The organism is Halovivax cerinus (genome assembly GCF_024498195.1).
Taxonomy (GTDB): domain Archaea; phylum Halobacteriota; class Halobacteria; order Halobacteriales; family Natrialbaceae; genus Halovivax; species Halovivax cerinus.
The window spans coordinates 1,113,535-1,136,567 of the sequence record NZ_CP101824.1 but is presented as its reverse complement, the minus strand read 5'-3'; the positions used below and the strand labels follow the sequence as shown (position 1 = coordinate 1,136,567).

At 63.9% G+C, this 23,033-nt stretch carries 23 protein-coding genes; 9 read left to right on the top strand and 14 right to left on the bottom strand.

Going from position 1 to position 23,033, the window contains the following annotated elements:
• Positions 1-27: 27 nt before the first annotated feature.
• Both NO366_RS05290 and NO366_RS05285 read right to left on the bottom strand, forming a co-directional pair.
• The gene (locus NO366_RS05290) at positions 28-1,569 is read right to left on the bottom strand and encodes a sodium:solute symporter family protein (protein WP_256533288.1); all 1,542 of its coding nucleotides are present in this window, start codon (positions 1,567-1,569) and stop codon (positions 28-30) included.
• Entirely contained in the window at positions 1,569-1,904 is a 336-nt protein-coding gene (locus NO366_RS05285; protein WP_256533287.1) for a hypothetical protein, read from the bottom strand. The genes NO366_RS05290 and NO366_RS05285 overlap by 1 nt, the downstream gene beginning before the upstream one ends.
• A 360-nt stretch (positions 1,905-2,264) precedes the next feature.
• Between NO366_RS05285 and NO366_RS05280 the strand changes: the two genes are divergently transcribed.
• On the top strand, positions 2,265-3,410 hold the full coding sequence (locus NO366_RS05280; protein WP_256533286.1) for an aminotransferase class V-fold PLP-dependent enzyme: 1,146 nt from the start codon (positions 2,265-2,267) through the stop codon (positions 3,408-3,410).
• 98 nt (positions 3,411-3,508) lie between these two features.
• Here NO366_RS05280 and NO366_RS05275 read toward each other — a convergent pair whose 3' ends face one another.
• From NO366_RS05275 to NO366_RS05265, 3 genes are all read right to left on the bottom strand, one after another.
• Positions 3,509-5,545, bottom strand: coding sequence for a hydantoinase/oxoprolinase family protein (locus NO366_RS05275; RefSeq protein ID WP_256533285.1), 2,037 nt, complete (start codon positions 5,543-5,545; stop codon positions 3,509-3,511).
• Positions 5,542-7,419 carry a hydantoinase B/oxoprolinase family protein gene (locus NO366_RS05270; protein ID WP_256533284.1) on the bottom strand — a complete coding sequence of 626 codons (1,878 nt, stop codon included), beginning with the start codon at positions 7,417-7,419 and terminating at the stop codon, positions 5,542-5,544. Before NO366_RS05270 ends, NO366_RS05275 begins: the two co-directional genes overlap by 4 nt.
• 114 nt (positions 7,420-7,533) lie before the next feature.
• Entirely contained in the window at positions 7,534-7,905 is a 372-nt protein-coding gene (locus NO366_RS05265; protein WP_256533283.1) for a type II toxin-antitoxin system PemK/MazF family toxin, read from the bottom strand.
• Positions 7,906-8,473: 568 nt separating this feature from the next.
• Between NO366_RS05265 and NO366_RS05260 the strand changes: the two genes are divergently transcribed.
• The 5 genes from NO366_RS05260 to NO366_RS05240 all read left to right on the top strand — a co-directional run bounded on the left by NO366_RS05260 (position 8,474) and on the right by NO366_RS05240 (position 12,669).
• Positions 8,474-9,325: an ABC transporter permease gene (locus tag NO366_RS05260; protein ID WP_256533282.1), complete on the top strand. Its 852-nt coding sequence runs from the start codon at positions 8,474-8,476 to the stop codon at positions 9,323-9,325.
• Positions 9,322-10,236, top strand: a complete 915-nt coding sequence (locus NO366_RS05255; RefSeq protein WP_256533281.1) for an ABC transporter ATP-binding protein — start codon at positions 9,322-9,324, stop codon at positions 10,234-10,236. The genes NO366_RS05260 and NO366_RS05255 overlap by 4 nt, the downstream gene beginning before the upstream one ends.
• Complete coding sequence (locus NO366_RS05250; protein WP_256533280.1) at positions 10,229-10,846, top strand: hypothetical protein; 618 nt, start codon at positions 10,229-10,231, stop codon at positions 10,844-10,846. The genes NO366_RS05255 and NO366_RS05250 overlap by 8 nt, the downstream gene beginning before the upstream one ends.
• A 1-nt stretch (position 10,847) precedes the next feature.
• Entirely contained in the window at positions 10,848-11,132 is a 285-nt protein-coding gene (locus NO366_RS05245; RefSeq protein ID WP_256533279.1) for a transcriptional regulator, read from the top strand.
• Positions 11,133-11,382: 250 nt separating this feature from the next.
• Positions 11,383-12,669, top strand: a complete 1,287-nt coding sequence (locus NO366_RS05240; protein ID WP_256533278.1) for an ABC transporter substrate-binding protein — start codon at positions 11,383-11,385, stop codon at positions 12,667-12,669.
• Positions 12,670-12,832: 163 nt separating this feature from the next.
• On the opposite strand, the gene NO366_RS05235 is transcribed toward NO366_RS05240, so the two are convergent.
• The 4 genes from NO366_RS05235 to NO366_RS05220 are packed head-to-tail and all read right to left on the bottom strand — an operon-like array spanning position 12,833 to position 16,184.
• Positions 12,833-13,546: an ABC transporter ATP-binding protein gene (locus NO366_RS05235; protein ID WP_256533277.1), complete on the bottom strand. Its 714-nt coding sequence runs from the start codon at positions 13,544-13,546 to the stop codon at positions 12,833-12,835.
• A 3-nt stretch (positions 13,547-13,549) separates the two neighbouring features.
• On the bottom strand, positions 13,550-14,311 hold the full coding sequence (locus NO366_RS05230) for an ABC transporter ATP-binding protein (RefSeq protein ID WP_256533276.1): 762 nt from the start codon (positions 14,309-14,311) through the stop codon (positions 13,550-13,552).
• Positions 14,308-15,321, bottom strand: a complete 1,014-nt coding sequence (locus tag NO366_RS05225) for a branched-chain amino acid ABC transporter permease (RefSeq protein ID WP_256533275.1) — start codon at positions 15,319-15,321, stop codon at positions 14,308-14,310. Before NO366_RS05225 ends, NO366_RS05230 begins: the two co-directional genes overlap by 4 nt.
• Positions 15,318-16,184 carry a branched-chain amino acid ABC transporter permease gene (locus tag NO366_RS05220; RefSeq protein WP_256533274.1) on the bottom strand — a complete coding sequence of 289 codons (867 nt, stop codon included), beginning with the start codon at positions 16,182-16,184 and terminating at the stop codon, positions 15,318-15,320. Before NO366_RS05220 ends, NO366_RS05225 begins: the two co-directional genes overlap by 4 nt.
• 386 nt (positions 16,185-16,570) lie before the next feature.
• Between NO366_RS05220 and NO366_RS05215 the strand changes: the two genes are divergently transcribed.
• The gene (locus NO366_RS05215) at positions 16,571-17,632 is read left to right on the top strand and encodes a prepilin peptidase (protein ID WP_256533273.1); all 1,062 of its coding nucleotides are present in this window, start codon (positions 16,571-16,573) and stop codon (positions 17,630-17,632) included.
• A gap of 13 nt (positions 17,633-17,645) precedes the next feature.
• Here NO366_RS05215 and NO366_RS05210 read toward each other — a convergent pair whose 3' ends face one another.
• A complete protein-coding gene (locus NO366_RS05210) occupies positions 17,646-17,888 on the bottom strand; it encodes a hypothetical protein (RefSeq protein WP_256533272.1) in 243 nt (80 codons plus the stop codon).
• A 74-nt stretch (positions 17,889-17,962) separates the two neighbouring features.
• A complete protein-coding gene (locus NO366_RS05205; RefSeq protein ID WP_256533271.1) occupies positions 17,963-18,307 on the bottom strand; it encodes a hypothetical protein in 345 nt (114 codons plus the stop codon).
• A gap of 93 nt (positions 18,308-18,400) precedes the next feature.
• Here NO366_RS05205 and NO366_RS05200 point away from each other — a divergent pair, with 93 nt between their 5' ends.
• The gene (locus NO366_RS05200) at positions 18,401-18,718 is read left to right on the top strand and encodes a hypothetical protein (RefSeq protein WP_256533270.1); all 318 of its coding nucleotides are present in this window, start codon (positions 18,401-18,403) and stop codon (positions 18,716-18,718) included.
• 17 nt (positions 18,719-18,735) lie between these two features.
• On the opposite strand, the gene NO366_RS05195 is transcribed toward NO366_RS05200, so the two are convergent.
• The 3 genes from NO366_RS05195 to NO366_RS05185 form a co-directional block, all read right to left on the bottom strand.
• Complete coding sequence (locus tag NO366_RS05195) at positions 18,736-20,175, bottom strand: aldehyde dehydrogenase family protein (protein ID WP_256533269.1); 1,440 nt, start codon at positions 20,173-20,175, stop codon at positions 18,736-18,738.
• A gap of 146 nt (positions 20,176-20,321) precedes the next feature.
• Positions 20,322-21,026: a phosphatase PAP2 family protein gene (locus NO366_RS05190; protein WP_256533268.1), complete on the bottom strand. Its 705-nt coding sequence runs from the start codon at positions 21,024-21,026 to the stop codon at positions 20,322-20,324.
• A gap of 150 nt (positions 21,027-21,176) precedes the next feature.
• Entirely contained in the window at positions 21,177-21,596 is a 420-nt protein-coding gene (locus NO366_RS05185; RefSeq protein WP_256533267.1) for an HIT family protein, read from the bottom strand.
• 190 nt (positions 21,597-21,786) lie between these two features.
• Between NO366_RS05185 and NO366_RS05180 the strand changes: the two genes are divergently transcribed.
• Complete coding sequence (locus NO366_RS05180; RefSeq protein WP_256533266.1) at positions 21,787-23,025, top strand: PQQ-binding-like beta-propeller repeat protein; 1,239 nt, start codon at positions 21,787-21,789, stop codon at positions 23,023-23,025.
• The last annotated feature ends 8 nt before the right edge of the window (positions 23,026-23,033 follow it).

Genomic DNA, 23,033 nt, shown 5'->3' with positions numbered 1-23,033 from the left:
CGCGAACGGGAACGTGGATCTGACGCCCTAATCGTCCGCGGGGGTCGAGGGGCCCTCGTCCTCCCAGCGCCTGTTCTGGGCGTCGGAGAGGTACCCCTGGATGCGGTCGACGTTCTCCTGCGGGACCGGTGACGTCAAGTAGCTGACGACGACGAACACGATGGTGTTGGCAAGCAACGCGTAGAAGCCGGAGAAGATCCCGACGTCGAGTGGTGCTGGGATCGCGACCCGTTCGAGCAACAGCAAGCTCACCAGCGTCACGCCGGTGACGAGGCCGGCGATCGCGCCGGCGGCGGAGGCGCGCTTCCAGATGAGGGCGCCGACGACGATGGGAGCGAGCTGGGCCGTTCCCTCGAGCGCGAAGGTCAGGAGCCAGAACAGGATGGCGAACTCCTGGATGGCGATGACGTAGGCGATGATCGCGATGATCGGGACGAGGAGCTTCGCGAACCGCGTCTCCCTCCGTTCGTCGATCTCGCCGTCGGCGACGAACTCTTCGTACCAGTCTCGCGTCAAGAGGACGGAGACGGCGTGTAGTTGCGAGTCCTTGGTGCTCATCGCGGCGGCGATCGCACCCGCGACGGCGATCGACGCGAACCAGGCTGGTGCGAACTCGAACAGCATCTCCGGAACGATGTTGTCGGGGTTCGATATCTCGGGGAAGTAGATCAGTCCGCCGAGGGCGATGAACGGCACCGCCAGGTAGAACACGAACAGGTAGATCGACGCGCTAACGCCCGACCACTTGATGGTGGCCGGCGAGCCGCCGCCGAAGTACCGTAAAAACATCTGCGGGAGCATCATCTGGCCGAGCACGGCGACGATAAACCACGTGAACGTGTAGGTCGGCGTCCACACGCCCCCGGGCCCGGGAAGGACGAAGTGAGCCTGGAACTCCGCGCTCAGCTGGGCGAAGAGATCGGTTGGCCCCTGAAAGGCGGTCGCGAGGATAACGATTGCAGAGAGCCACATGGCGACGATCATGAAGACACCCTGTACGATGTCGGTCCACGCCAGTGCACGAAGCCCGCCGAGCCAGACGTAGACGACGCCGACTGCGAGCAGAATGGCGGCACCGACTTCGGAGCTGACGAGCCCCTCCGTCGCGACTTCGAAGATGATCCCCGCACCCTGTAGCTGTATCGCGACGTACGGGAACGAAAAGAGGATGAGGACCAGGCTCGCGAGCAGTGCGAGCGGTTTCGAGTCGTAGAAGTCCTCGAGGAAGTCAGACGGTGAGATGTAGCCATACTTGGCGCCGACGATCCACATTCTGGAGCCGACGATCCAGAACACGATCCCGGCGAAGAAGAGCTGTAACGTCAACCCGACCATCGCCGGGAGGCCCGTCATATACGTGATCCCGCCCGCGCCCAGGAACGCGAATGCGGAGAAGATGGTCGCCGCGACGGTGAAGGTTAGCGCCGTGATCCCGAGGCTCCGATCGGCTGCCATCCAGTCTTCGATCTCAAGCTTCCCTACCCGCCATCCTTGGTACCCGATCGCCAGGACGACGAGAAGGTACAACCCGATGGTTACCAGTGCGACGAGCGCCTGTACCGACACCATCACTCGTCACCCCCGGCCGTCCGGTCGGCAGTCGGAGGCGTCACGTCGGATCGATCGGTGTCGTTGAATCCAACGACGCCCGTTTCGTCGCGCAATTCCGGCGGGACCTGATCCATCGAGATCCCCCACGCATCGACTTTGGCGGCCCACAGGAGTACGACGCCCATTACCGACCCCCAGAATAGCGTCCACAGATACAGTGGCGCCCACCCTGCGACGAGGGACGCGGAATCTGCGACGCTGATCAGCGGCGGTGCCAGCGCGGCGTGAGCAACCACCAAGAGTGCGACCGCCAGTTTCCCTTCCCATTTTCGTGGTATGATTGCGCGTACCATAGTACGGCGGATCAGAAACAGTCACTGTAGTTATTGATGATGCCATCACTTGTAGGTACACGGCGGCAAATCCGTCGAACAGCCGTCTCGGTTCCTCGTCCATCTCTGGAAGGGGCTGAGTTCTTCCACGGCGACCATCGTGGGCGCCTTCCCGAATGTTTGTCACGGCTTAGCGCCGTCGTCGGTCCCTGGTAGAACGATCGAATCGGCCACAGTCATCGTCGCATCACTTCCGGCGGAGCTAGGGCCGGTGGAACCGGGCATCCCGTCCGCTCCCGTGGAACGGCCGACGCACGTCGGCCGGGTGCGACATATGAAGCGGATCGATTTATGGGTCTCACGTCTCGACCGTGGGGTGAGATGTCACTCTCATCCTGGCGGGACCGATTTCCAGCGATCGCCGACGAAGGGTGGACACACCTGCGAAACTGCTCCGTGGGACCGGTCCCGCGAAGCGGGTTGGCGGCACACGAAGCGTACCAGCGAGCCTGGATCGAGCGGGCACGACCGTGGGACGACTGGCTGGAAGCGGTCGACAGAGCCAAGGCTGCGTTCGCTGCCCTGATAAACGCCGACCCCCACGAAATCGCCACGTTCTCGAGTGCGACGAGCGCCATCGCACAGGTAGCCAGCGCGTTCGACTACGAGGCCAGAAACGAGATCGTCACCTCGACGCTCGACTTTCCCACCGTCCCGCAATTTTGGCACGCACAGCGAACTCGCGGTGCGACGGTGCGATTCGCGGAGCCAGGGAACCGGCGGTACGTCCCGGCAGCGTCGTATGCCGAGCAGATACGCGACGAGACGCTCATGGTCTGTACGGCTCACGCCTCATCGTTCACCGGCGGTCTCATCGACGTCGACGCCGTCGCCGACGCCGTCCACGATCGCGGGGGCTACCTGTTCCTCGACGCGTACCAGACGGCCGGCCACGTCCCTATCGACGTCGAAAGACAGGATATCGACATGCTGACCACAGGAACACTGAAGTTCTTGCTCGGCGGACCGGGAATCGCGTTCCTCTACGTCGACGACGACGTGGCGAACGAGCTAGAACCGACGAATCGCGGCTGGTTCGGCGTCGCGAATCCGTTCGAATTCAACATTCACGACCCAGCGTACGCGCCTGGAACCCGCCGGTTCGAACTCGGAACGCCGCCCGTCCCGAACGCGTACATGGCGACGGCGGGCCTCGAAGTGATCGGGGACGTCGGCGTCGAAACCATTCGAGAACGGGTCGTCGAACACACCGGCCGAACGATCGAGGCAGCGAACCGAGACGGGTTCTCCGTCGCCACTCCACACGCGGTCGACCATCGTGGCGGCGTCGTCAACGTCCAGGTGCAAGATCCGGAAGCAGTGACGAACGCGCTCCACGACCGGAAGTTCAACGTCAGCAGCCGCGGCGGTGGGATCCGCATCGCGCCGCACTTCTTTACGCTCGAAGAAGAGATCGACGCCGTCGTGGACGCGATCGCCGACGTCGCGACGCCGCGGTCGACGTAGCGACGACCGCCACAGCCGCCCGGTTGGTGTCGTCCGTGACGACCGCGGAAGCCGATCAGGTCGAAAGCGACGCCCAAACGCGATGGGCGAGACAACGCTCACTCTATCAACAGGTTCCGGAACTGGGTGACGGTTGCCGCCGACTCGGGTGGTACCAACGTCGTCGAACTGGACTCTTCGACGATCGCCGGTCCGTCGATAGTGTCGCCGGTCGGAACGGCTGGTCGGGCGTAGATATCGGTCTCGACGAAGCCGCGGTCGGCGAAGTAGACGTTCCGGGTTCCACGGCGGGGGTCGCCGTCGGCCGGGTCAACCCGGTAGTCCGGCGTCGGCGATTCGACGACTCCGGAGACCCGGAGGATGACGACTTCGATCGGTTCGTCCGGCCGCGCGTGGCCGTACAGTCGTCGATGTTTCTCGTGGAACCGCTCCCTGGCGGAGGCCATCATCTCCCCGTCGATCGGCGCGTCCGCCGGTTCCGGAAGCGAAACCGTGAGTTCGTACGACTGCCCGCGATATCGCATGTCGAGCGCCCGATCGAGGACCACGTCGTCCAGTTGGAACCCTTGCTCGGAGAGCTGGTCGGAAACGTCGGTGACGAGTTCGTCGAACTGATCGGTCAGCACCTCGTGGTCGACATCGGCCGCCCGGTAGGAGTGAGACTCGTCGACGCGAACGTCGGCGACGAGCAGGCCGCTCGCGGAGAACACGCCGGGCGTGTTCGGGACCAAGACGCCATCCATATCCAGTCGGTCGGCGACGGGGACGGCGTGTAATGGGCCCGCGCCTCCGAACGCGACCAAAGCGTAGGAAGCAGGATCCTCACCCCGTTCGACGGTAACGCGCCGAATTTCTCGCGTCAAACTGGCGTTCGATACGTCGACGACGCTCTGTGCTGCTTCCTCGACCGACTGTCCCAGCGGTTCGGCGATTCGGTCCCTGAACAGTTCGCGCGTGCGGTCACGCACCAGTTCGACGTCGCCCCCGAGGACCGCGTCCGGATCGAGCCGACCGAGGAGGAGGTTCGCGTCCGTCAGCGTCGGCTGCGTGCCACCGTGCCCGTAACAGATCGGCCCCGGGCGGGCACCAGCACTCTCTGGACCAACGCGAAGCGCGCCCCCGTCGTCGATCCAGGTGACGCTGCCACCACCAGCGCCGACCGTATTCAGGTCGATCATCGGCGTCTTGATCGGCAGGTCGTTTATCGTTCCTTCCGTGGTCCGGATCAGTTCACCGTCGCGGACGATACTCACGTCGGTGCTGGTCCCGCCCATGTCCATTCCGATCGCGTTGGAATAGGCCTCGCGTTCGCTCGCGTACCGGGTCGCAACAGCGCCGGCTGCCGGTCCAGAGAGGACAGTCCTGATCGCGTTCTCCGTCGCTTGCCCGGCGCGGAGCACGCCCCCACCGATGTGCATGATATTCAGGGGAACGTCGATCCCCACGCTCGCCAGATCCGTCTCCAGGTTCTCGATGTACTCGCGGATCTCCACCTTGACCGCTTCGTTCAAGATCGTGGTTATCGTCCGTTCGTACTCGCGGATTTCCGGGTACACCTCCGAAGAGAGCGTATAAGCGGTTCCATCCGTGCGCTCCTCGATGAGAGAACCGACGCGTCGTTCGTGACTCTCGTCGAGATACGAGTACAGGAACGAGACGACTATCGACTCGACGCCCTCGTCCGCGAGGGCGTCGATAGCCGCGCTAGCGGCACTCTCGTCGAGCGGTTCGATCTCGTTACCGACGTGATTCAGACGACCGGGAACGCCCTTTCTGAGGTGGCGGGGGACGAGCGCGGGCGGTTTGTCGGTGAACAGGTCGTACAGATCTGGCCTGGTCTGGTCACCGATCTCGACGACGTCCCGGAGTCCGGCGTTCGTCACGAGGCCGATCTTCGGGAGGTCGTCCTCCAGTACTGCGTTCGTCCCGACGGTCGTCCCGTGGCTGAGAAACGTGACCGCGTCCGCCCGTTCGCCCCGCTCCGAAAGGACGCGTTCGATGCCGTCCAGGACGCCCTCCTCGAACGCCGCCGGCGTCGACGGCGTTTTCGTCGTGTAGATCCGTTCTGCAGCCTCGTCGTACAGGACGATATCCGTGAACGTCCCGCCGATGTCTACCCCGAGCCAGATGCTCACGAACCGTCACCCCCGGCGGAGTGGCCTCGTCCGGAAGCAGGGCCCGTCCCGACGGTCGACGAATCGTCCGACGTCGAGGTACTATCCACCGACGATTCGTCCACCGTTGCGACACTGTTCACTGCCGAATCGTCTGTTCTCGACTGCTCGCCAGCTCGACGAGTTCGCCGAAGGCGATCGGTTTCGTCGCGATCCACGGTCCGGTCCTCAGGGTCGACGGCGACCCCGTAAACATCCTGGGCCTTCGTTTCGGAAATCTTTCCGTCGATCACGTCACGGAGGACACGTTCCGGATCGCGTTCCAGGGGATCGCCGTAACCGCCCCCGCCCGGTGTCTGCACGCTCACGACCTGTCCCGGATTCAGCCGCGTCGTCGATTTCGAACCGACATCCCGTTCGTTGTCCGTCTCTGGATCGACGACGTACCTGGCCGTCGCGCCGGACCGGCCGCCGAACAGCCCCCACGGCGGGAATTTCGAGCGATCGGATAACACGGTGACCGACGCGTCGTGGTCGTAGAACTCCATATCGCGTCTGACGCCGAGTCCACCACGAAACCGACCTGCACCCTCCGAATCCTGCCGAAGCGCGTACTTGCGTACGTACAGCGGAATCTCCCCTTCGATCTCTTCGATGGGACTGTTGGCCGTGTTCTGGAGATGGGGCTGCACGGCATCCATGCCGTCCTTGGTCGGTCGCCCACCGTAGCCGCCGGCGAACGTCTCGTAGTAGACGTATTCGTCGTCGTCGCGTGGGTCCGTGCCGCCGTAGGCCACGTTGACCACGGTCCCCTTCGTGGCCGCGATGACGCGGTCGGGGATCGCTTCGGCGAGGCTCTTGATCACAAGATCGGGGACCCGTCCGGCGATCTCGCCGGTGGCGGCGATCGGCGCGTTCTCGTCTGGGTTTACCATCGTTCCCTCCGGCGTGACGAGGTCGAACGGCCGGTAGAACCCCTCGTTCTGGGGAAGATCTTCGACGAAGAGGCTCCGAATCGCCATCATCACGGCCGCGAATATCGTCGACGGATTGGAGTTAAGCGGCCCCTCGTTCTGGTCTCCCGTTCCAGTAAAGTCGAAGGAGATCTCGTCGCCCTCGACGACCGTCGCCAACCGGACGGGGATGGGTTCGTCGGCGATACCGTCGCCGTCGAGCCGATCCACCGCAGTGTAGCGGCCGTCCGGGAGCCGCTCGATCTCCGTTCGAACGCGGCGTTCGGTGTAGTCTAGCAGCGCGTCGACGTGTTCGGAGATGGACCGGTCGTCGTACGTTTCGCGGAGTTCCTCGTACCGTCTCGCACCGATTCGGTTCGCGCCTAGTTGTGCCTGGTAGTCGCCGACGCGCATCTCGGACCCGCGAACGTTACGGGTGAGAAAGCGGAGGATCTCGTCGTCGTACTCCCAGTCACTGACGGCCCTGATTCCGGGAATGATCACACCTTCCCCGTACAGGCTCGTGCTATCTGCGGGGATTCCCCCCGGTACTTCGCCGCCGATATCGACGTGGTGGGCGTCGTTTCCAACGAACCCGATCAACTCGTCGCCGCTAAACACGGGCGAAATGAGCATGATGTCTGGCAGGTGGACCGCGCCACCCTGCGACGGGTCGTTCAGGAGAAACCCATCACCTGGCGCAATATCACTTCCTCGGTCCTCGACGATCGCAGGCGTGGCGTATCGAAGCGCCGCGACCTGGGAGGGCGCCGCGGTGAACTGTCCGATGTGACGGCACTCGGCGTCGAAGAGGGCACAGGAGTAGTCCTGTCGAATCTTGATATTCGTCGAATAGGCGGTCCGCTCGAGGGTGACCCCCATCTCCTCGACGATACCCTGCAATTGATGTCTGAATATTTCTAGTTTGTCACCAGATACCATAGACACTCGTTCGTGTAGAGGGCCCGACGAGACGGCAATAATACTGACGCCAACACTTGAAGGTACCTGGGAGACGCCTCGAACCGCAAATCTGTGGCCGGTTCCGGCCAACGCTCAATCGAGACCGAGGCTCAGTTTCAGCGCATCGTCGATCTGCGTCATCGTGTCTGCGTCTAGGCTCCCCAGTACTGAGTGAATACGACGGTCGATGGAGACGTCTCGACTCTGATCGAGACGAACCGACGAGTCGTTCTCGAACGGAGAAGCGGCCGCTCTTACCAGCACCTCGAACGGATACGCGCGGTACCGTCCGGTCGCGGGCGCACCGATGGTCGTGCCCGAGTTCGCGTTCCCGACGTCGTTCTGAACGACGACCGCCGGACGAGTCGTTTTCTTCTCGTGTCCGTCAACGGGATCGAGCCTGACGATGACGACGTCGCCACGCCGAACGATCGTCTGTTCGCTCGTTCTGACAGTCCACTCCACGCCTCCCCTGTCCCGAGGGGGAGCCGCCCTCGGTCGTCGGTTTGATTGGTTTGGAACTCGCGGGCATCTACGTTCATGGCAGCGCCCACTAGTACCCACAACTAGAGAATACGTTCCCACTAGTACCCACGGTTCACGATCGGATGCTACCAGGAGAGACGGGCCGATGACGAGGCCGTATGACGATCGCGCATCGTCCAAATCGTCCAAAGCGCACCTCTGTACGAACGTATCCAGGGGACCTTCGGAGCGCCGCCGGTCACTAGCTACGAGTCTCGATCCGACGGTGCCGACACGAAATTACGGTCTTCCGCCGACGAACCGCTGCCCTTCCGTCGACTCGCGGTGGTCGCCGATTCCGGCGTTCTCCAGCCGATAGCTTCGCCACGAGACGACCGGCAAGCGTTACTGTCCAGGCGTTCCGTGGACCGCTTCACGAGGACCGCAGATCAGTTCCTGATCCCTACGCCCCGTATCCAGGTCCTGTCGTTGGGCCAAGTAGTGGTTTGTGGTATAAAGTTAGTTTGTGTTGCAAACATACTTGTGCCAGAAGATGCAATCGGGTGACATGGACACTGAAACGGTGCCCGGCATCGCTCCGGGTCAGTTCCTCGATCAGACCATCGCGTTCGCCCTCAGGAGCGCGCGGACGCTCCGACGAAACGCGGCCGTCGTCTTCTGGGCGGTTGCGTTCCCGGCGCTGTTCTACCTCATGACCGTCTACCTCTTCGTCGACACGAGCGGGCTCTCGACCGAGGCGATTGGCGTGCTGAAGGCGACGAACGCCGTCTCATACGGCGGGTTCGCTGCGCTCGTCGTGTTCTTGAACACGTTTTCGCAATCGCTCGTCGCGGATATCGAGGACGGGCGCTACGCGCAGTTTCGAGCGCTGCCGGTCTCACCGAGCGCGGACTTCGTCGGTCGATTCGCCGCCGCGTTCGTCCTCGCGCTCGGAGCCGTCGGCGCCGTCCTCGCCGTCGGCGTCGCGACCGGCGCGACATTCGAACTCCGGTCGATCGCCTCGGTTCCGATCTCCCTCCTCGCTCTGCTCGCGCTCGGGCTGTTTGCGGCCGGACTCGCGGTCCTGCTCGTCTCGATCGTCCCAGACGCGAAGTTCGCGAGCATCATCACCATCAGCCTGGTCATGCTCGCGTTCTTCCTGACGGGCTACAACGGCGTCCAGCCGGGTATGGTCGCGTCGAACCCCGCGTTCGTCAACTACGTGCCGAACGCGCTCGCCACCCGACTCGCCGTCTTCCACCTCGTCGCAATTCCCGACTGGTCGGCGACCGGGCTCGCCGCGCCCACCGCACCCACGGGACCGAAGTACGTCGGCCTGCTCGTCGGCTACGTCGGCGTCGGCCTCGTGATGGCCGTCGCAGTGACGCGCCGGTCGCTCTACCGGGGTGAGGTCAAATGAGCGCCGAGTCGCGAGTCGACGGAGGGGCGCTCGCCCTCGAAGCACGAAACCTCCGCAAGACATTCGGCGCGGACGGGGTGCTAGACGGCGTCGATCTCGACGTTCACGAGAACGAGGTCCTCCTACTGATGGGACCGAACGGCACCGGCAAGACGGTGTTGCTCTCGTGCCTGGCCGGGGGCCTCGAACCGAGCGCCGGCGAGGTGCGCGTCTTCGAGACACCCATCTCTGACGACGACGGACACGCACTCTCGTTGCTCCTGCAAAACGGGGCGAGCGTCGACACGCTCTCCGGCCGGGAAACGGCCGCGTTCTACGCCCGTCTCCACCCCGAGTTTACGGACCGCTGGCGCGACCTCGTCGAGGAGTTCGGCCTCCCCGATGATCTCGAAAAGCGGATCAAATACTACTCCGAGGGGATGAAGCGAAAGCTCGAGCTCGCGCTGGCGCTCTCGGTCGACGCGCCGCTGTACCTGCTCGACGAGCCGACCGCCGGCGTCGACCTCTCGACGGTCCAGCTGTTCCACCGGGCGATCCGCGAGCGGGTCGCAGCGGGCGGGACGGTCGTGACGACGAGTCATCGTCCCGTCGACGCGGACCTGGCGGATCGAATCGCGTTCGTCACCGGCGGCGAGGTCACGGCCATCGGGACCCCAGGTGACCTGCTCGACGACGTACCCACCGTCGTGCGGGTCGTCGGCGCCGGCCCGTCCGCCGAAACGCTCGAATCTCACGTCGCGGGCAGCCGACTGTTCCACCACGGTGACGAACTCCGGGGCTTTCTCGACGATGGCGTCGTTGTCGCCGACCTCGAACGCGCGGCGGCAGCGGACGTGACGGTCGAGACGGTCGAACCGAGCTACACCGACGCGTTCAACTACCACGTCCACGCAGGTGAAAGCGATGAGTGAGGACGTCGACCGCGCCGACCTCCAGCGCGATTTAGACCGTATCAAGGAGGCGATGGGGATCGCCGAACGGTACGAGAACGCGCCCGAGCAGTGGCTCGGATTTGGGGTGGTCGTCGCCGTCGCCTGTGCGCTCTCACAGTACGTCGTCGTAGAACGACTCCCCACGTACTGGTTCCTCGTGATCTGGATCGGGCTGTTCGCGGCCGTCGGCGTCGTCCTCAATCGGCGATACGGCTACGCATTCGAGCCGGGGTCGAACCGGCCGAACGTCGGGTTTCAAATCCTCGTCCTCTACGTGGCGGCCTTCGCCGTCCAGATCGTCGCTGCGTCGTTTCTCCCCGCGCTCTCCTACACTGAGGAGAGCGCGTTCGTGCTCGGAATCGTCCTCGTCTTGCTCGGAACGGCGTACGTAGTCGCCGGCGAGACGATGAAAGCCTATCACATCCGCGACCGCGACCGGTACGCCTTCCACGCCGGCGGTCTGCTCCTCGTTGTACTCGGCGTCGCCATCACGACCGTCGACTCCCTCCACGTATGGGGGTTCGCAGTGTTCGGTGGCGTCTACCTGGCGTACGCCCTCGGCTCGTACTGGGTACTCTCGCGTCCCTAAGATGGAACTCGACAAACTCGTCCACCAGCCGACGCGATTACAGATCTTCGCGTACCTCTACCGGCACGGGGAGTCGAGCTTCACCGACCTCACGTCGGCGCTCGACCTGACGGAGGGGAACCTCTCCAGCCACCTCCAGCGGATGGAGGACGCCGGCGCCGTCGAGATTACGAAGCAGTTCGTCGACGATCGCCCGCAGACGAGCGCCGCGCTCACCGACGACGGTCTGACGCTCTTCGAAGACCACGTCCAGCAGTTGCAGACGCTCATCGACGGTCTGGAGTGACGGCCAGCCGGTAGGAGAACCGGTCCCTCATCGGACGAGTGGCGGTACGAGACGACACAACACTCACGGTTACATGTGTAATACATTAGAAGAAATACAATCCTCTCGGAGCGGTAGGCAACGGCCAGACCGGGATTATCCGGGAAAATGTGCGTGCTTTGTGAAAATTTATCAGCTGACCTATATTCCAAATGTAGATGTTGAGGAACTACCAAATTTTTTATAATGGCAGGTCCCGACCTGATTACTCATGGCACGGATACTCGGGAGTTCGCAGGACGTCTCCCGGCGACGATTTCTCCAGGCGACGGGCGCTTCGACGGCGATCGGCCTCGCCGGCTGCGTCGGTGGTGACGACGGAGATAGCATCAAGGTAGGAGTACCGATGCCGCTGAGCGGGCCCGCCGGGCAGACCGGCGAGTTCGTCCAGGGGATTTACGAGTTCATCGTCGACGAAGTGGTGAACAGAGAGCGCCCCGATCTCGCGCCGTTGACCCTGGCGGAGGAAGCGGGGCTGCCAAACCACGGGAACGCTGAAGTCGAAGCCCTGTTCGTCGACCACCGTGCGGATCCGGGCGAGGGTCGCGCCGAGGCCGAACAGTTGATAGAAGGGGACGACGTCGCCATGATTATCGGGGCGATCCAGAGTCCCGTCACGCAGTCGATCGGTACGCTCGCTGCGACGAGTCAGGTGCCCATGGTCACGAGTTCGACCGCACCCGACCTCATTAACACGGATAACGAGTGGCTGTGGCGCCCGACCCCGAGCGACGCAGTATTCGCCGCGTCACAGGTCGAGTTCGCGGCCGCTCGATCGGATCCGGCGGTCGAAACCGGAGCGGTCGTCTACGAAGATTCCGAATTCGGGTCCTCGGCGGCCCGCGAACACCAGGGGCAGGCCCAGGAGGCCGGGATCGAAATCGTGGAGGATATTTCCTATACCGCCGAGGAACTGACCTCGTTCGAAGCGCAAACGGACGTCCTCGCGAGTGCGGACCCGGACGTCGTCTTCCTCACCTCACACTTCGCGGACGGGATCTTGATCCTGGAGACGTTCCAGGAACGCGAGTACATGCCGAGGCTGCTGAACGTCGCCGGCGACCTCTCGGGTCCGGAGTTCTACTCGGAGCGAGCGGAGCTCGCCAGCAACATCACCATGCGATCGACGTATTCGGACGAACTCCAGGATCGTATTCCGGGCGTCGAAGCGTTCGCCCAGGCGCTCAACGACGAGGCGGAAATCGAGTTCGGTGGCATCCCGTCACGGGTCACGACGATGTTTCAGGCCGCCCTGACGGGCCTCGATCGAGCCGGGAGCACCGATCCGCAGGAGATCCAGGCCGCGATGAACGACCTCGAGATGTCGAACGAGGAAGCCGGAGCCGCCTACGGTGTCGAATTCGACGAACGCGGTCAGAACACCCTCGCCTCGGCACTCATATTACAGGCCCAAGACGGCGGTACCCGCATCGTCTGGCCGGAGGACCTCGTCGACGACAACCCGCTCGTCTACCCGCTGCCGGAGTGGAGCGGCTAGGGACTGTTCCGCCACCCGGGCGCGTCCATTCGTCGGCAGACCCGAGACACGTCCGTCAACCTGCACTCTCCGGTCGCGTACTGTTCTACAGATCGACGGTGCCGCCTCCGACAGGCGTTCGGGAACGACAGGACACACGACGCACGGGACCGTAGCAGTCAGATCAGCCACCGAGGTACGCATCCCGGATCTCCGGCTGGTCGAGCAGCGTCTCGGCCGGGCCGTCGAATCGCGTCTGGCCGTTTTCGAGGACGTACCCTCGGTCGGCGTAGTCGAGGGCCGTGTTGACGTTCTGTTCGATCATCAAAATCGTGACGCCGAGTTCGTTGATCTCGAGAACCTTTTCGAAGACGGTGTCGATGTTCTTCGGGGACAGTCCCGCGGACGGTTCGTCGAGCAACAACATATCCGGATCCTGCATCAATCCGCGGGCGAATTCGACCATCTGCCGTTCACCGCCGCTCAACGTACCGGCCTGTTGCGATTCGCGGGTCGACAGTTTCGGGAACAGGTCGTATACCTCGGCCAGACGGTCGTCGGTATCGACCCCGTCCGGAGCCGTATATCCACCGAGTTCCAGGTTCTCCCGGACAGTCATCTCCGGGAAGACGGCGTCGCGTTGCAACATGTATCCGAGTCCCCGGTCGAGGAGCTCGCGCTGGCTCAGTCCGGTTATCTCTTCACCTTTGAACGTGATCGATCCCCGCGACGGGGAGAGGAGATTGTAGATACACCGAAACACGGTCGATTTACCGGCCCCGTTCGGCCCGATCAAACAGACGATGGCACCCTCCTCGACCTCGATATCGACACCATTCAGTACGAGCGCTTTACCGTAGCCGGCGTGAAGTCCGTCGACGTGTAACATTGAGTTCATGTGTCACTCACCGAAGTACGCGTTCAACACCTGGGGATCGTCGAGCGCCTCCTGTGGCGGCCCCTGCACAAGATTCGTCCCGTTCGCGAGGACGTACAGGTGATCGGACAATTGCTTTACGACGTCCATGTTGTGTTCGACGATCAGGTACGTCGTCCCGTTCGAGTTGAGTTCGTCGATCGTGTCGATAATCGTCTCGATCAGGCCCGGATTGACGCCTGCGGTCGGTTCGTCCAGCAGCACGATCTCCGGATCTCCGATGATCGTCGCGGCGATGTTGAGTAGCTTCTTCTGACCGGTCGAGAGATCCCCCGCCGGTTCGTGACGGAGGTGATCGATTCCGACGAACTCGATTAGTTCGTGCGCCCGCTCGGAGACGTCCGATTTCGGAGACGTAAACGCGGTCGGGAGAACGGGTTCGGTTCGATGGCGCATATTGATGACCACGTTCTCGTGTACGGTGAGATCCGGAAACACGCGCGGAATCTGGTACGCTCTCGTGATACCCTCGTTCACGAGGGCGGACGTCCGCTTGTCCGTCACGTTCTCCTCGCGGAGGTACACGCTGCCGTCGGTCGCCGGGAGATCGCCCATGATACAGTTGAACGTCGTCGACTTCCCGGCACCGTTCGGGCCGATCAATCCGACTATCTCTCCGTCCCGGACCTCGAGATCGACGCCGTCGAGGGCGACGATACCGTCGAAGTGCTTCCGGAGATCGCGGACCCGTAACACCGGATCGGTCTCCGTTCGCTCGGTCGTCATTCGTTCTCACCCTGGTCGCCCACGAGCGGCAGTCGGCCGCCGAGCACGCCGCCCGGTCTGAAGATCGCGAGTGCGACGATCACGATCCCCATGACGACCCAGCCGAGCCCGGTGTAGGGACCGGACAGCAAGGATCGCGAGTACTCGTGGATCGGGACGAACAGAAAGGCGCCGATCACCGGGCCGAGGACGGTGCCAGCGCCGCCGATCAGCGCGACGATCACCGGTTCGATGTTGCGAAAGAGATCGAGGACGGAGTTGGGATCGACGAAGGTACTGTAGAGCGCGTACAAGCCGCCCGTCACTCCGGCGATGAACCCGCTGATCCCGCTGGCGTACATCTTGTAATAGAACGTGTTCAACCCGGCGTTCTCGGCCAGTTCCTCGTCCATGTTGATCGCCTTCAGGTAGAGTCCGAGTTTCGACCCGTCGATGACGTACACGGCGACGGTGACGGCCAGCGCGAACGCACCGATCAGGTAGAAGTACGGCTCTCGGCTCGTAAATGTCAGCGACACGAGCGTCCCGATATCCTCGAGAGGCATCGAGATACCGCGGGACGCCTGAATCCACTCCCACCGGATGAAAAGCTGTCTGAAGATGAGCGCGATGGCGAGCGTCCCCATGGCGAAGTAATGGCCCTGCAGGCGGAACGTGACGGCGCCGACGCAGAGCGCAATGAACGCGCCGAGAAGCCCGCCGATCCAGATCCCGATAATCGGCGAGATGTCGTAAAAGACGAACAGAATCATCGGCGCGTACGCGCCGACCGCGAAGAAGACGGCGTGGCCGAACGAGAGTTGCCCGGTATAGCCGCCGAGGACGTTCCAGGAGTGGCCGAACGCCGCGAAGATGAACACGTAAATGAGGACGTGCATGACGAAGAACCCCGGATTCAACAGCGGAACGATGGCGAGGGCCAGGACCGGGATCGCGACCTGGACGACCAGCGGGAGGTCGACGTATCGATCGGTAGCCGATTCGAGCCGAGCGGAAATGTGGTCGATCATGATTGCGTATCAGCGTACACCTGGCGGGCGATCAACGCGATGAAGAACGCCGAGAAGACGTAAATCTGGTTGTAGGAGGGGTCGAGCAGCCGGATCCCGAATTGTTCGACGAACGCGACGGCGATACCACCGAGCCCGGCGGCCAGGATGTTTCCGAATCCACCCAGTGCCACCGCGGCGAAGGCGAGTAACGTCCAGGTGATCGGCGTCGTCTCGGCGTGTGCCGGTGCGAACGTGATCACCATCGTCCCGGCGATGCCCACGGCTGCGGTTCCGAGTCCCCACGTGATCGAGAGAATGTGGTCGGTATCGATACCCATCACTTTAGCGACCTCGCGGTCCTGTGCCGTCGCGCGGATCGCCTTTCCGGTCCGGGTTCGACCGAGGAATCCGAACAGCAACCCGAGCGATGCGAGACACACTATCGAGGTGACGAGCCGTGGATGGGAAACGAACGTCCCCCCGATCTGCGTGGTACCGTCGAAGACGAAGTGGTCCACTTCGATGAGCGACGGGCCAACCAGCACTAGCAACGAGTACGACAGGAATACAAACAGACCGAACGTGACGTAAATTTGGGATTCCATCGACTCGTTCATCACCGGCCTGATGACCGCGCGATACGTGACGTACCCGATCGCGAAGAGCAGTATCGCGTTGATGGGGATCATGATCATCGGGTCGACGCCGTAGCTATTCGAGGCGAATGCCGTCGTCACCATCGCGATGACCATGAACGGACCGTGGGCGAAGTTCACGATGTCGGCGACGCCCCAGATCAGTGCCAGCCCGACGGCGACGAGTGCGTAACTCAACCCGATCAGTATCGTGTCCACTGTCGCCTGAGAAAGCAGTTCGATCATCGGAAAATTGTCACTTCCCCATTATCCTAGATAGTTGTAGCGTACCCCGTGATAGTGCTGAGATCGTAGTGGAAAGTGAACCATCCATTCTTTCTTATAAGAACGGAGACAAACCTCCCCCATAAACGTTCTGGCCACGTGATACGGGCGAAGTCCGACTCGCCGACGCGGGCCGCATGCCGGGGATGAAAGAGACGACCAAATCGTATTGAATATCTAATAAGTGTTCGGGGTGGACGATCGGGTGGGAGAAGACTTTCCAGAAGGCCGCGTCCGTCGATCGAACCGGCCCAGTCGCTACACTCGAACGCGAAAACTCGCGTCGATGTCGCGGACGACACCGCAGCCCCGAAACACTAACACGAGTGGCGCGCAGACGAACGCTCGTGCTGTCGAGTCTCCCCGCCTCGGTCCCCGATCTCCTCCGCCTGCTGGCGGTTCCGGTCTTCGCGTGGGTGGCGGTACTAGACGTTCGAACCCGACGGGTTCCGAGCGCGGTCTGGATTCCCCTCGGGGCACTCGGCGCGGCCCTGCTCGCCTGGGACGGCTGGGTCGCCTACACCGCCGATCTCCACGCCTGGCAGTCGTTCCTCATCCCGACGGCGTTCAGCGTCGGCTTCGTCGTCCCGCTCGCGTACCTCTTCTGGTGGTTCGGTGGCTTCGGCGGCGCCGACGCGAAGGCACTGCTCGTCCTCGCACTGCTCTTTCCCGTCACCCCGTCGTACGCGGTCGGCGACTGGATGTTCCCGCTCGTCGGCGGCGACCAGCTCTTGCCCTTCTCGCTGGCGATCCTGGGCAACGGCGTCCTCGTCGGACTCGCGATTCCGGTCGCGCTCGGGCTTCGAAACGCCCTCGCCGGACGGCTCACCCCGATCGCTCCGCTCGGCTGGCCGACGGCCGTCGATCACGTCCCGCACCGCCACGGCAAACTCCTCCAGACGACCGACGGCTACACGCTCTCCGGACTGGATCTGGACGCGCTCAGAATGTACCTTCGCTGGCGCGGGCTCACGTTCGCCGACCTCAGGGCCGAGCCGGAGCGGCTCCGCGATCCCGAGACACTGCCCGCGGAACCGAACCCCCCGACGGATGGTGCGATCGACGTCGACCCGCCCGTCGCCGACGGCGGCACCGTCGACGCCGACGAGACCACCGCCTCGGCCGCCGCGACCGACGGTGACGAGGCCGACGTCGGCGTGTCCATCGACGGCGACCCGAAACCGGCCGCGGACGATTTCGACGACCCCTGGGGCGCCGACGCGTTCCTCGACTCGATCGAGGGCACGGCCTACGGGACGTCGTCTGAGGATCTGCGCAACGGTCTCGACGTGCTCGCGACCGAAGACCGCGTCTGGTACTCGCCGGGGACGCCGTTTCTCGTCCCGCTCTTTCTCGGGTTGCTCGTCGCACTCGGCTACGGCGACGTGCTCGTCTCGCTGATGGGGTAGCAGAGGAGGCGCGTCAGACGGTAATTCGATCGCACAGGCGCTCGTACAGCGGCCAGACGACGGTCCAGAAACAGGCGAACGCGGCGCCGACGGCGACGACGAGCAGCCAGAGCCCGCCGGACCTGCCCGGCGACCCCGTCGCGAGCGCCGCGACGACGCCGAAAAGCAAGAGGACCGAGACCGCGAGGCTCCCCAGTTCGAGCGCGGCCGCGACGGGCCGGTCGCGGATGGCGGCCGCGAACGATGCGATGTTCATAGGTATCGGTTAGAAGGAAACGGCAAAATATTCACGGTGAATTCCACCAGATCACACGGACCCAGCCGCTTCACTTAGCGGTCTCCGACCGCGTTGATCGCGCTGTTCAGTTCGAACAACGTACGCGTCACCTCACTGTCCCGAATCCGATACCGCTGTGGATGCGTCTCCGGAATTTCGTCGACGAGATCCAGTTCGAGGAGGAGATCGAGATGCTTGCTCACGGTCTGGCGAACGAGCCCCGAGTGGTCTGCGAACTCCTGAATCGTGAATTCGCGGTTCGTCGGCCAGTCCAGTAACGCATCGACGAGAACGGGGATCCCATCGTGGCGAGTGAGGTACAACCACCCGCTCGGGTTCGCGAGTCGCGTTTCTTTCGTACCCGCATCCATGCGGGTCTCCGGTTCACGCTGGGCCATATCGCTCGTACACGGGGATAGCGGTTAAGTCTTGTTCACCTCCACGTTAATTCGCAGTAACATTGAAGACGTATGGATACAGAATAGAACGGTGTGAGAAGAACACGGCACCTCTGTGCCCTCCTGCGACCGTTGGTGAGTAAACACCGGTACGGTGCGCCACTCTCGGAAGATGAATTGATTCGGCAAACAGCGTTCGAGAAACACGAAGAAGGTGCCGTCAGAGACGCAATTTCGTATTTGCGGACGCAACCGTTCATCCAGTCCTTCGACACCCGGGGAATCAGGCTCGACAGCTCGACGTTCGGACGGCTCGCCGACTTTCTCTACCAAGAGTGCGACTGGCCGGCCTGGGAGATCACGACGAAGCTCAAACATTACGAGGGCTGGGACGATCACGACTGGGCGTGACGAAGCGCCCGCACCGCCTAGTTGTCGATGTTGACGGTGATCGACTGTGTCTGGAGGTACGAGTCGAGCGCTTCCATACCCTTCTCACGGCCGATACCGCTCTTCTTCGTGCCGCCGAAGGGCGTCTCGACGCCGTCGCCGAACCACTCGTTGACGAAGACGGTACCGGCGTCGACGTCGCGGGCGAGCGAGAGCGCCTCGTCGATGTCCTGCGAGAAGACGCCACCGGTGAGGCCGTACTCGACGCCGTTGGCGATCTCGACGGCCTCCTCGGGGTCGGAGTAGGGGATGACTGTGAGCACCGGGCCGAAGATCTCCTCCTGGGCGATTCGCATGTCGGGTTCGACGTCGGTGAAGACCGTCGGCTCGACGAAGAAGCCGTCGCGATCCGCGGGTTCGCCGCCGGTCGCGAGCGTCGCGCCCTCCTTGACGCCGACGTCGATGTACTCGAGGACGCTCTCGTAGTGTTCCTCGTAGTTGAGCGGGCCCATCCCGGGGTCCTCGACGCCGGGGCCGAGGTCGTAGGACTCGGCACGGTCGACGATCGCGTCGACGAAGTCGTCGTAGATGGACTCGTGGACGACCGCGCGGTCGGCCGCCGAGCAGATCTGGCCGGCGTTGGTGAAGATGCCGAGCGAGGTCCAGAAGACGGCCGAACCGAGGTCGGCCTCCGGCGTGACGATCGAGGCGTTCTTGCCGCCGAGTTCGAGCGTGACGGGCGTGATCGTCTTCGCGGCGGACTCCATGACCGCCTGGCCCGTCGGGACGCTGCCGGTGAAGGTGAGGACGTCGACGTCCTCGTGTTCGGAGAGGGCGGCACCCGGCTCCCCGCCGCCGGTAAGCACGTTGAGGACGCCGTCGGGCAGGCCGGCCTCCTTGCCCAGTTCCGCCAGCCGGATCGCGGTGAGCGGCGTCGTCGGCGCCGCTTTCACGACGACGCTGTTGCCGGCGGCCAGCGCCGGCGCGACGCCGCGAGCGGTCAGGTTGAACGGGAAGTTCCACGGGACGATCTGCCCGCTGACCCCGTAGGGCGTGCGCTCGGTGAACGCCAGCTTGCCGTCACCCGTCGGCGCCGTCCGCCCCTCAAGTTTGTCGACTGCGCCGCCGTAGTACTCGAAGAAGCGGGCGGCACCCGACACGTCGTGGTGGGCCTGGGTGAGCGGCTTGCCCTGATCTCGACTCTCGAGTTCGGCCAGTTCGTCCGAGTGCTCGGAGATCAGTTCGCCCAGCCGGGAGACGATCCGGCCGCGCTTGCCGGCCGGCATCGATTCCCACTCGGCCTGGGCCTCGCTGGCGGCCTCGACCGCACGGTCGACGTCCGCCGCGGTCGCCTCCGCGGCCGTCGCGAGCGTCTCGCCCGTCGCCGGGTCGATGGTGTCGCGGGTTTCCCCCTCCGCCGCCTGTACGAACTCGCCGCCGATGAAGAGCTGGTACTCCTCCTGCAGTGAGACTGACATGGTGGATCACTCGAGTTCGGCCCCCTCCGTCGAGTCGGACGGGACCGTCTACCGGCCCGAACGTGCTCGCGAACGATAACAACATTCATCTCGACCGATCCATCCGGTGAGACCGCCCCCTGACATTTCGAGTACGGTGAACCGGGTTACGCCGACGCGGCCTCGTCGTACAGACGCCAGCCGAGGAGTCCGGCGACCGAGGCCGCGAGAACCAGGACGGCCTTGGGCTCCGCGGCGCTCGTGAGGAGGTAGCAGACGCCGATGGGGACGGCCACGGCGAAGGCAGCGGTCGCACGGTCCAGCGATCTGCGACCGGCGAGCATCCGAATCCCGAGGAGTAGCGAGAGGGCGAGCGCGACACCGGCAACCACGTCGACGACGTAGTGCAGACCGAGGACGATCCGCGCGAGACAGACGACGCCGACGATGGCGCCGGCGACCGCGTACCGTCGGCGAGCCGAGCTCACGGTGAGGACGGACGCCAGTCCGACGTAAACCACCGTCGTGCTCGTCGCGTGACCGCTCGGAAAGCCGTACCCCGCGCTAAACGCCGTGAGTTCGTAGACGGTCTCGACGACGCCCGGAAGCGACCCCGGGTCGAGCGGCGTCGCGGTCGGCCGCGGCCACGCCAGGAGTTCCTTCAACCCCCGATACGCGGAGAGTCCGGCGAGCCACGCACCGCCGACGAACGCGACGTCCGTTCGGGATGGGATCCCGAGGACGAAGAGTGTGGCGAGGAGGATCGACAGCAGCCAGATGTCGCCGAGCTGGGTGAGGACACCGAAGACGACGGCCAGCCAGTCCGGCAGCAGTTCGTTCACCAGCGCGTGCTCGCCGACGCCCCTGGTCATGGAATCGAACGGGAACGGGAGGCACAAAATGGCTTGCATCCGCGTCGACGCACCGCCCAGTGATCGTCCGCGAGCGCTGGCGTCTCGCCGGCGATCACGTGGACCGGACCGCCGCCGTCGCCGTCCGTACGCCCCGGTCACCCGGGTCGCTCAGACGATCGACTCGATATCCGCTGCGATGTCGTCGAGTTCGTCGTCCGCGAGATCTGGCGTCTCGCCAGCGATCGCGTGGATCGGACCGCCACCGTCGCCTTCGAAGCGCGGGACGATGTGGCAGTGGACGTGGGGCACTTCCTGGCCGGCAGCCTCGCCGTTGTTGAACGCGACGGTGGTCCCGTCGGCGTCGACCGCATCCTCGACCGCCGGGACGAGGTCGTGGATCGTCGCGTACAGGTCCGCCGCGACGTCGTCGGGGACGTCGTTCAACCGCTCGTACTCGTCCTTCGGAATGACGAGCGTGTGGCCCGGCGCTAGGGGGTTCGCGTCCAGGAACGCGAACGTGGTCTCGTCCTCGTAGACGGTGCGGGCTGGGATCTCCCCGTCGACGATCTGGCTGAAGATCGTGGGCATGTCTGTGGCTGTGTCGCCACGTCGTATGAAGGTTACCCGCGACCGCGTCACTCGGTCCACCGGAGCGCGTCCAGCACCCGATCAGTCGGCCGTACCCTACAGAGAACGATACGCTAGTAGATTGTATTAAGATATTTACATAGCAACACGAAAGGAGGAGTGGGTGATCACCCTGCCTTCGAGACGTGACATGATCATCGGTGCTGGCAGTCTGTTCGCCGGTTGCGCCGGTGCCTTCGGGATGCAGTCGCATCTCGGCGAACCGGACGCCGACTACGTTCCCGGCCACGCCCCGTTGGCGTGGGCCGACACCGAGTGGCCATTCCCGGACTACGATCCAGCACTGACGCGCAACCCGCCCCCTGAGAGTGCCCCCGATGCAGATCTCGAGCGCGTGTGGGACGTTCGAGACGACTCACTGTACGCCAACGAGTGGGCACCCCCGATCGTCGCGAACGGCCAGGTGTTCGTCGCAGGCGCCGAATCGCGCGGTGTCGCCCTCTGGGCCGTCGATATCGCGAACGGGGACGTCGAGTGGAGCCGAAAATACCTCGGGGACGGCGGAACGGGCCCGTCTCTCGCCGCACCGGGGAGTGCCCTCTACTATCGGATCGAGGACTGGAAAACGCCTGTCGGTGCGTTCGCCGCGGCCACCGGCGAACGGGTGTGGAACCATAGCGATCCGCCCAACGGAAACTGGGTGATCGGCGACGGACGATTCTACCACACCGACACGATCGACGGGGATCTCCACGCGTACGACGTCCGGACCGGCGACCACCTGTGGGTAACCCCCGTCGACGACGAGCGGCTCTTCGTCCGATCGTTTCATCCCGAAGTGGGGGTATTCGCGTCCGGAGACGGAACGCTGTACGCACTCGATCCCGCAAACGGATCGGTCCGCTGGGACAGGGGCGTTTCGAGTCACACGAAATCGGGACCTGTCGTCCCCGACGGCCGGGTGTTCATCACCAAATGGACCGATGGGATGGACCTCCTGTCGCTCGATCCCACGACCGGCGAACAGCAGTGGCAGTACCCGCTCTCACAGGTCCATGGGGACACGCCGGAGGGGCGCGCCCGGCGCTGGTACGAAATCGGGGCGGCGACGTCGGCGGTCGTCGTCGTTCGAGAGCGCCGCGCCGATTCGAGTGCCGGGCGGCTTCACGCGGTCGAGGCCGACACGGGCGAACGCCGCTGGCGTATCGCGCCGCCGAGCGGGACCGCCGGATTCGGCGCGCCCACCGTCGTCGGGGACCACGTCTACGTCAGCGCGGCCGGCTCCCAGCGGAGCACGGTACTTCGCCTGTCACTCGACGACGGGGCACGGCTGTCGTCCTGGGACCTCCCGCCCGGCGCCGGGGATACGCTGGTCGCCGACGGCTTAGTGATCGTCGAGGTGGCGGACGGAATCGTCGCGTTGGCCTGAGGGGAAAT

What these genes read in the sequence shown, in the direction of transcription:
- NO366_RS05205 (WP_256533271.1), bottom strand. Translation starts at nt 18,307, where the DNA reads ATGGCCCAGCGTGAACCGGAGACCCGCATGGATGCGGGTACGAAAGAA.
- NO366_RS05220 (WP_256533274.1), bottom strand. Translation starts at nt 16,184, where the DNA reads ATGATCGAACTGCTTTCTCAGGCGACAGTGGACACGATACTGATCGGG.
- NO366_RS05210 (WP_256533272.1), bottom strand. Translation starts at nt 17,888, where the DNA reads ATGAACATCGCATCGTTCGCGGCCGCCATCCGCGACCGGCCCGTCGCG.
- NO366_RS05185 (WP_256533267.1), bottom strand. Translation starts at nt 21,596, where the DNA reads ATGCCCACGATCTTCAGCCAGATCGTCGACGGGGAGATCCCAGCCCGC.
- NO366_RS05255 (WP_256533281.1), top strand. Translation starts at nt 9,322, where the DNA reads ATGAGCGCCGAGTCGCGAGTCGACGGAGGGGCGCTCGCCCTCGAAGCA.
- NO366_RS05245 (WP_256533279.1), top strand. Translation starts at nt 10,848, where the DNA reads ATGGAACTCGACAAACTCGTCCACCAGCCGACGCGATTACAGATCTTC.
- NO366_RS05225 (WP_256533275.1), bottom strand. Translation starts at nt 15,321, where the DNA reads ATGATCGACCACATTTCCGCTCGGCTCGAATCGGCTACCGATCGATAC.
- NO366_RS05280 (WP_256533286.1), top strand. Translation starts at nt 2,265, where the DNA reads ATGTCACTCTCATCCTGGCGGGACCGATTTCCAGCGATCGCCGACGAA.
- NO366_RS05260 (WP_256533282.1), top strand. Translation starts at nt 8,474, where the DNA reads ATGGACACTGAAACGGTGCCCGGCATCGCTCCGGGTCAGTTCCTCGAT.
- NO366_RS05240 (WP_256533278.1), top strand. Translation starts at nt 11,383, where the DNA reads ATGGCACGGATACTCGGGAGTTCGCAGGACGTCTCCCGGCGACGATTT.
- NO366_RS05270 (WP_256533284.1), bottom strand. Translation starts at nt 7,419, where the DNA reads ATGGTATCTGGTGACAAACTAGAAATATTCAGACATCAATTGCAGGGT.
- NO366_RS05290 (WP_256533288.1), bottom strand. Translation starts at nt 1,569, where the DNA reads ATGGTGTCGGTACAGGCGCTCGTCGCACTGGTAACCATCGGGTTGTAC.
- NO366_RS05285 (WP_256533287.1), bottom strand. Translation starts at nt 1,904, where the DNA reads ATGGTACGCGCAATCATACCACGAAAATGGGAAGGGAAACTGGCGGTC.
- NO366_RS05195 (WP_256533269.1), bottom strand. Translation starts at nt 20,175, where the DNA reads ATGTCAGTCTCACTGCAGGAGGAGTACCAGCTCTTCATCGGCGGCGAG.
- NO366_RS05180 (WP_256533266.1), top strand. Translation starts at nt 21,787, where the DNA reads ATGATCATCGGTGCTGGCAGTCTGTTCGCCGGTTGCGCCGGTGCCTTC.
- NO366_RS05230 (WP_256533276.1), bottom strand. Translation starts at nt 14,311, where the DNA reads ATGACGACCGAGCGAACGGAGACCGATCCGGTGTTACGGGTCCGCGAT.
- NO366_RS05250 (WP_256533280.1), top strand. Translation starts at nt 10,229, where the DNA reads ATGAGTGAGGACGTCGACCGCGCCGACCTCCAGCGCGATTTAGACCGT.
- NO366_RS05190 (WP_256533268.1), bottom strand. Translation starts at nt 21,026, where the DNA reads ATGACCAGGGGCGTCGGCGAGCACGCGCTGGTGAACGAACTGCTGCCG.
- NO366_RS05235 (WP_256533277.1), bottom strand. Translation starts at nt 13,546, where the DNA reads ATGAACTCAATGTTACACGTCGACGGACTTCACGCCGGCTACGGTAAA.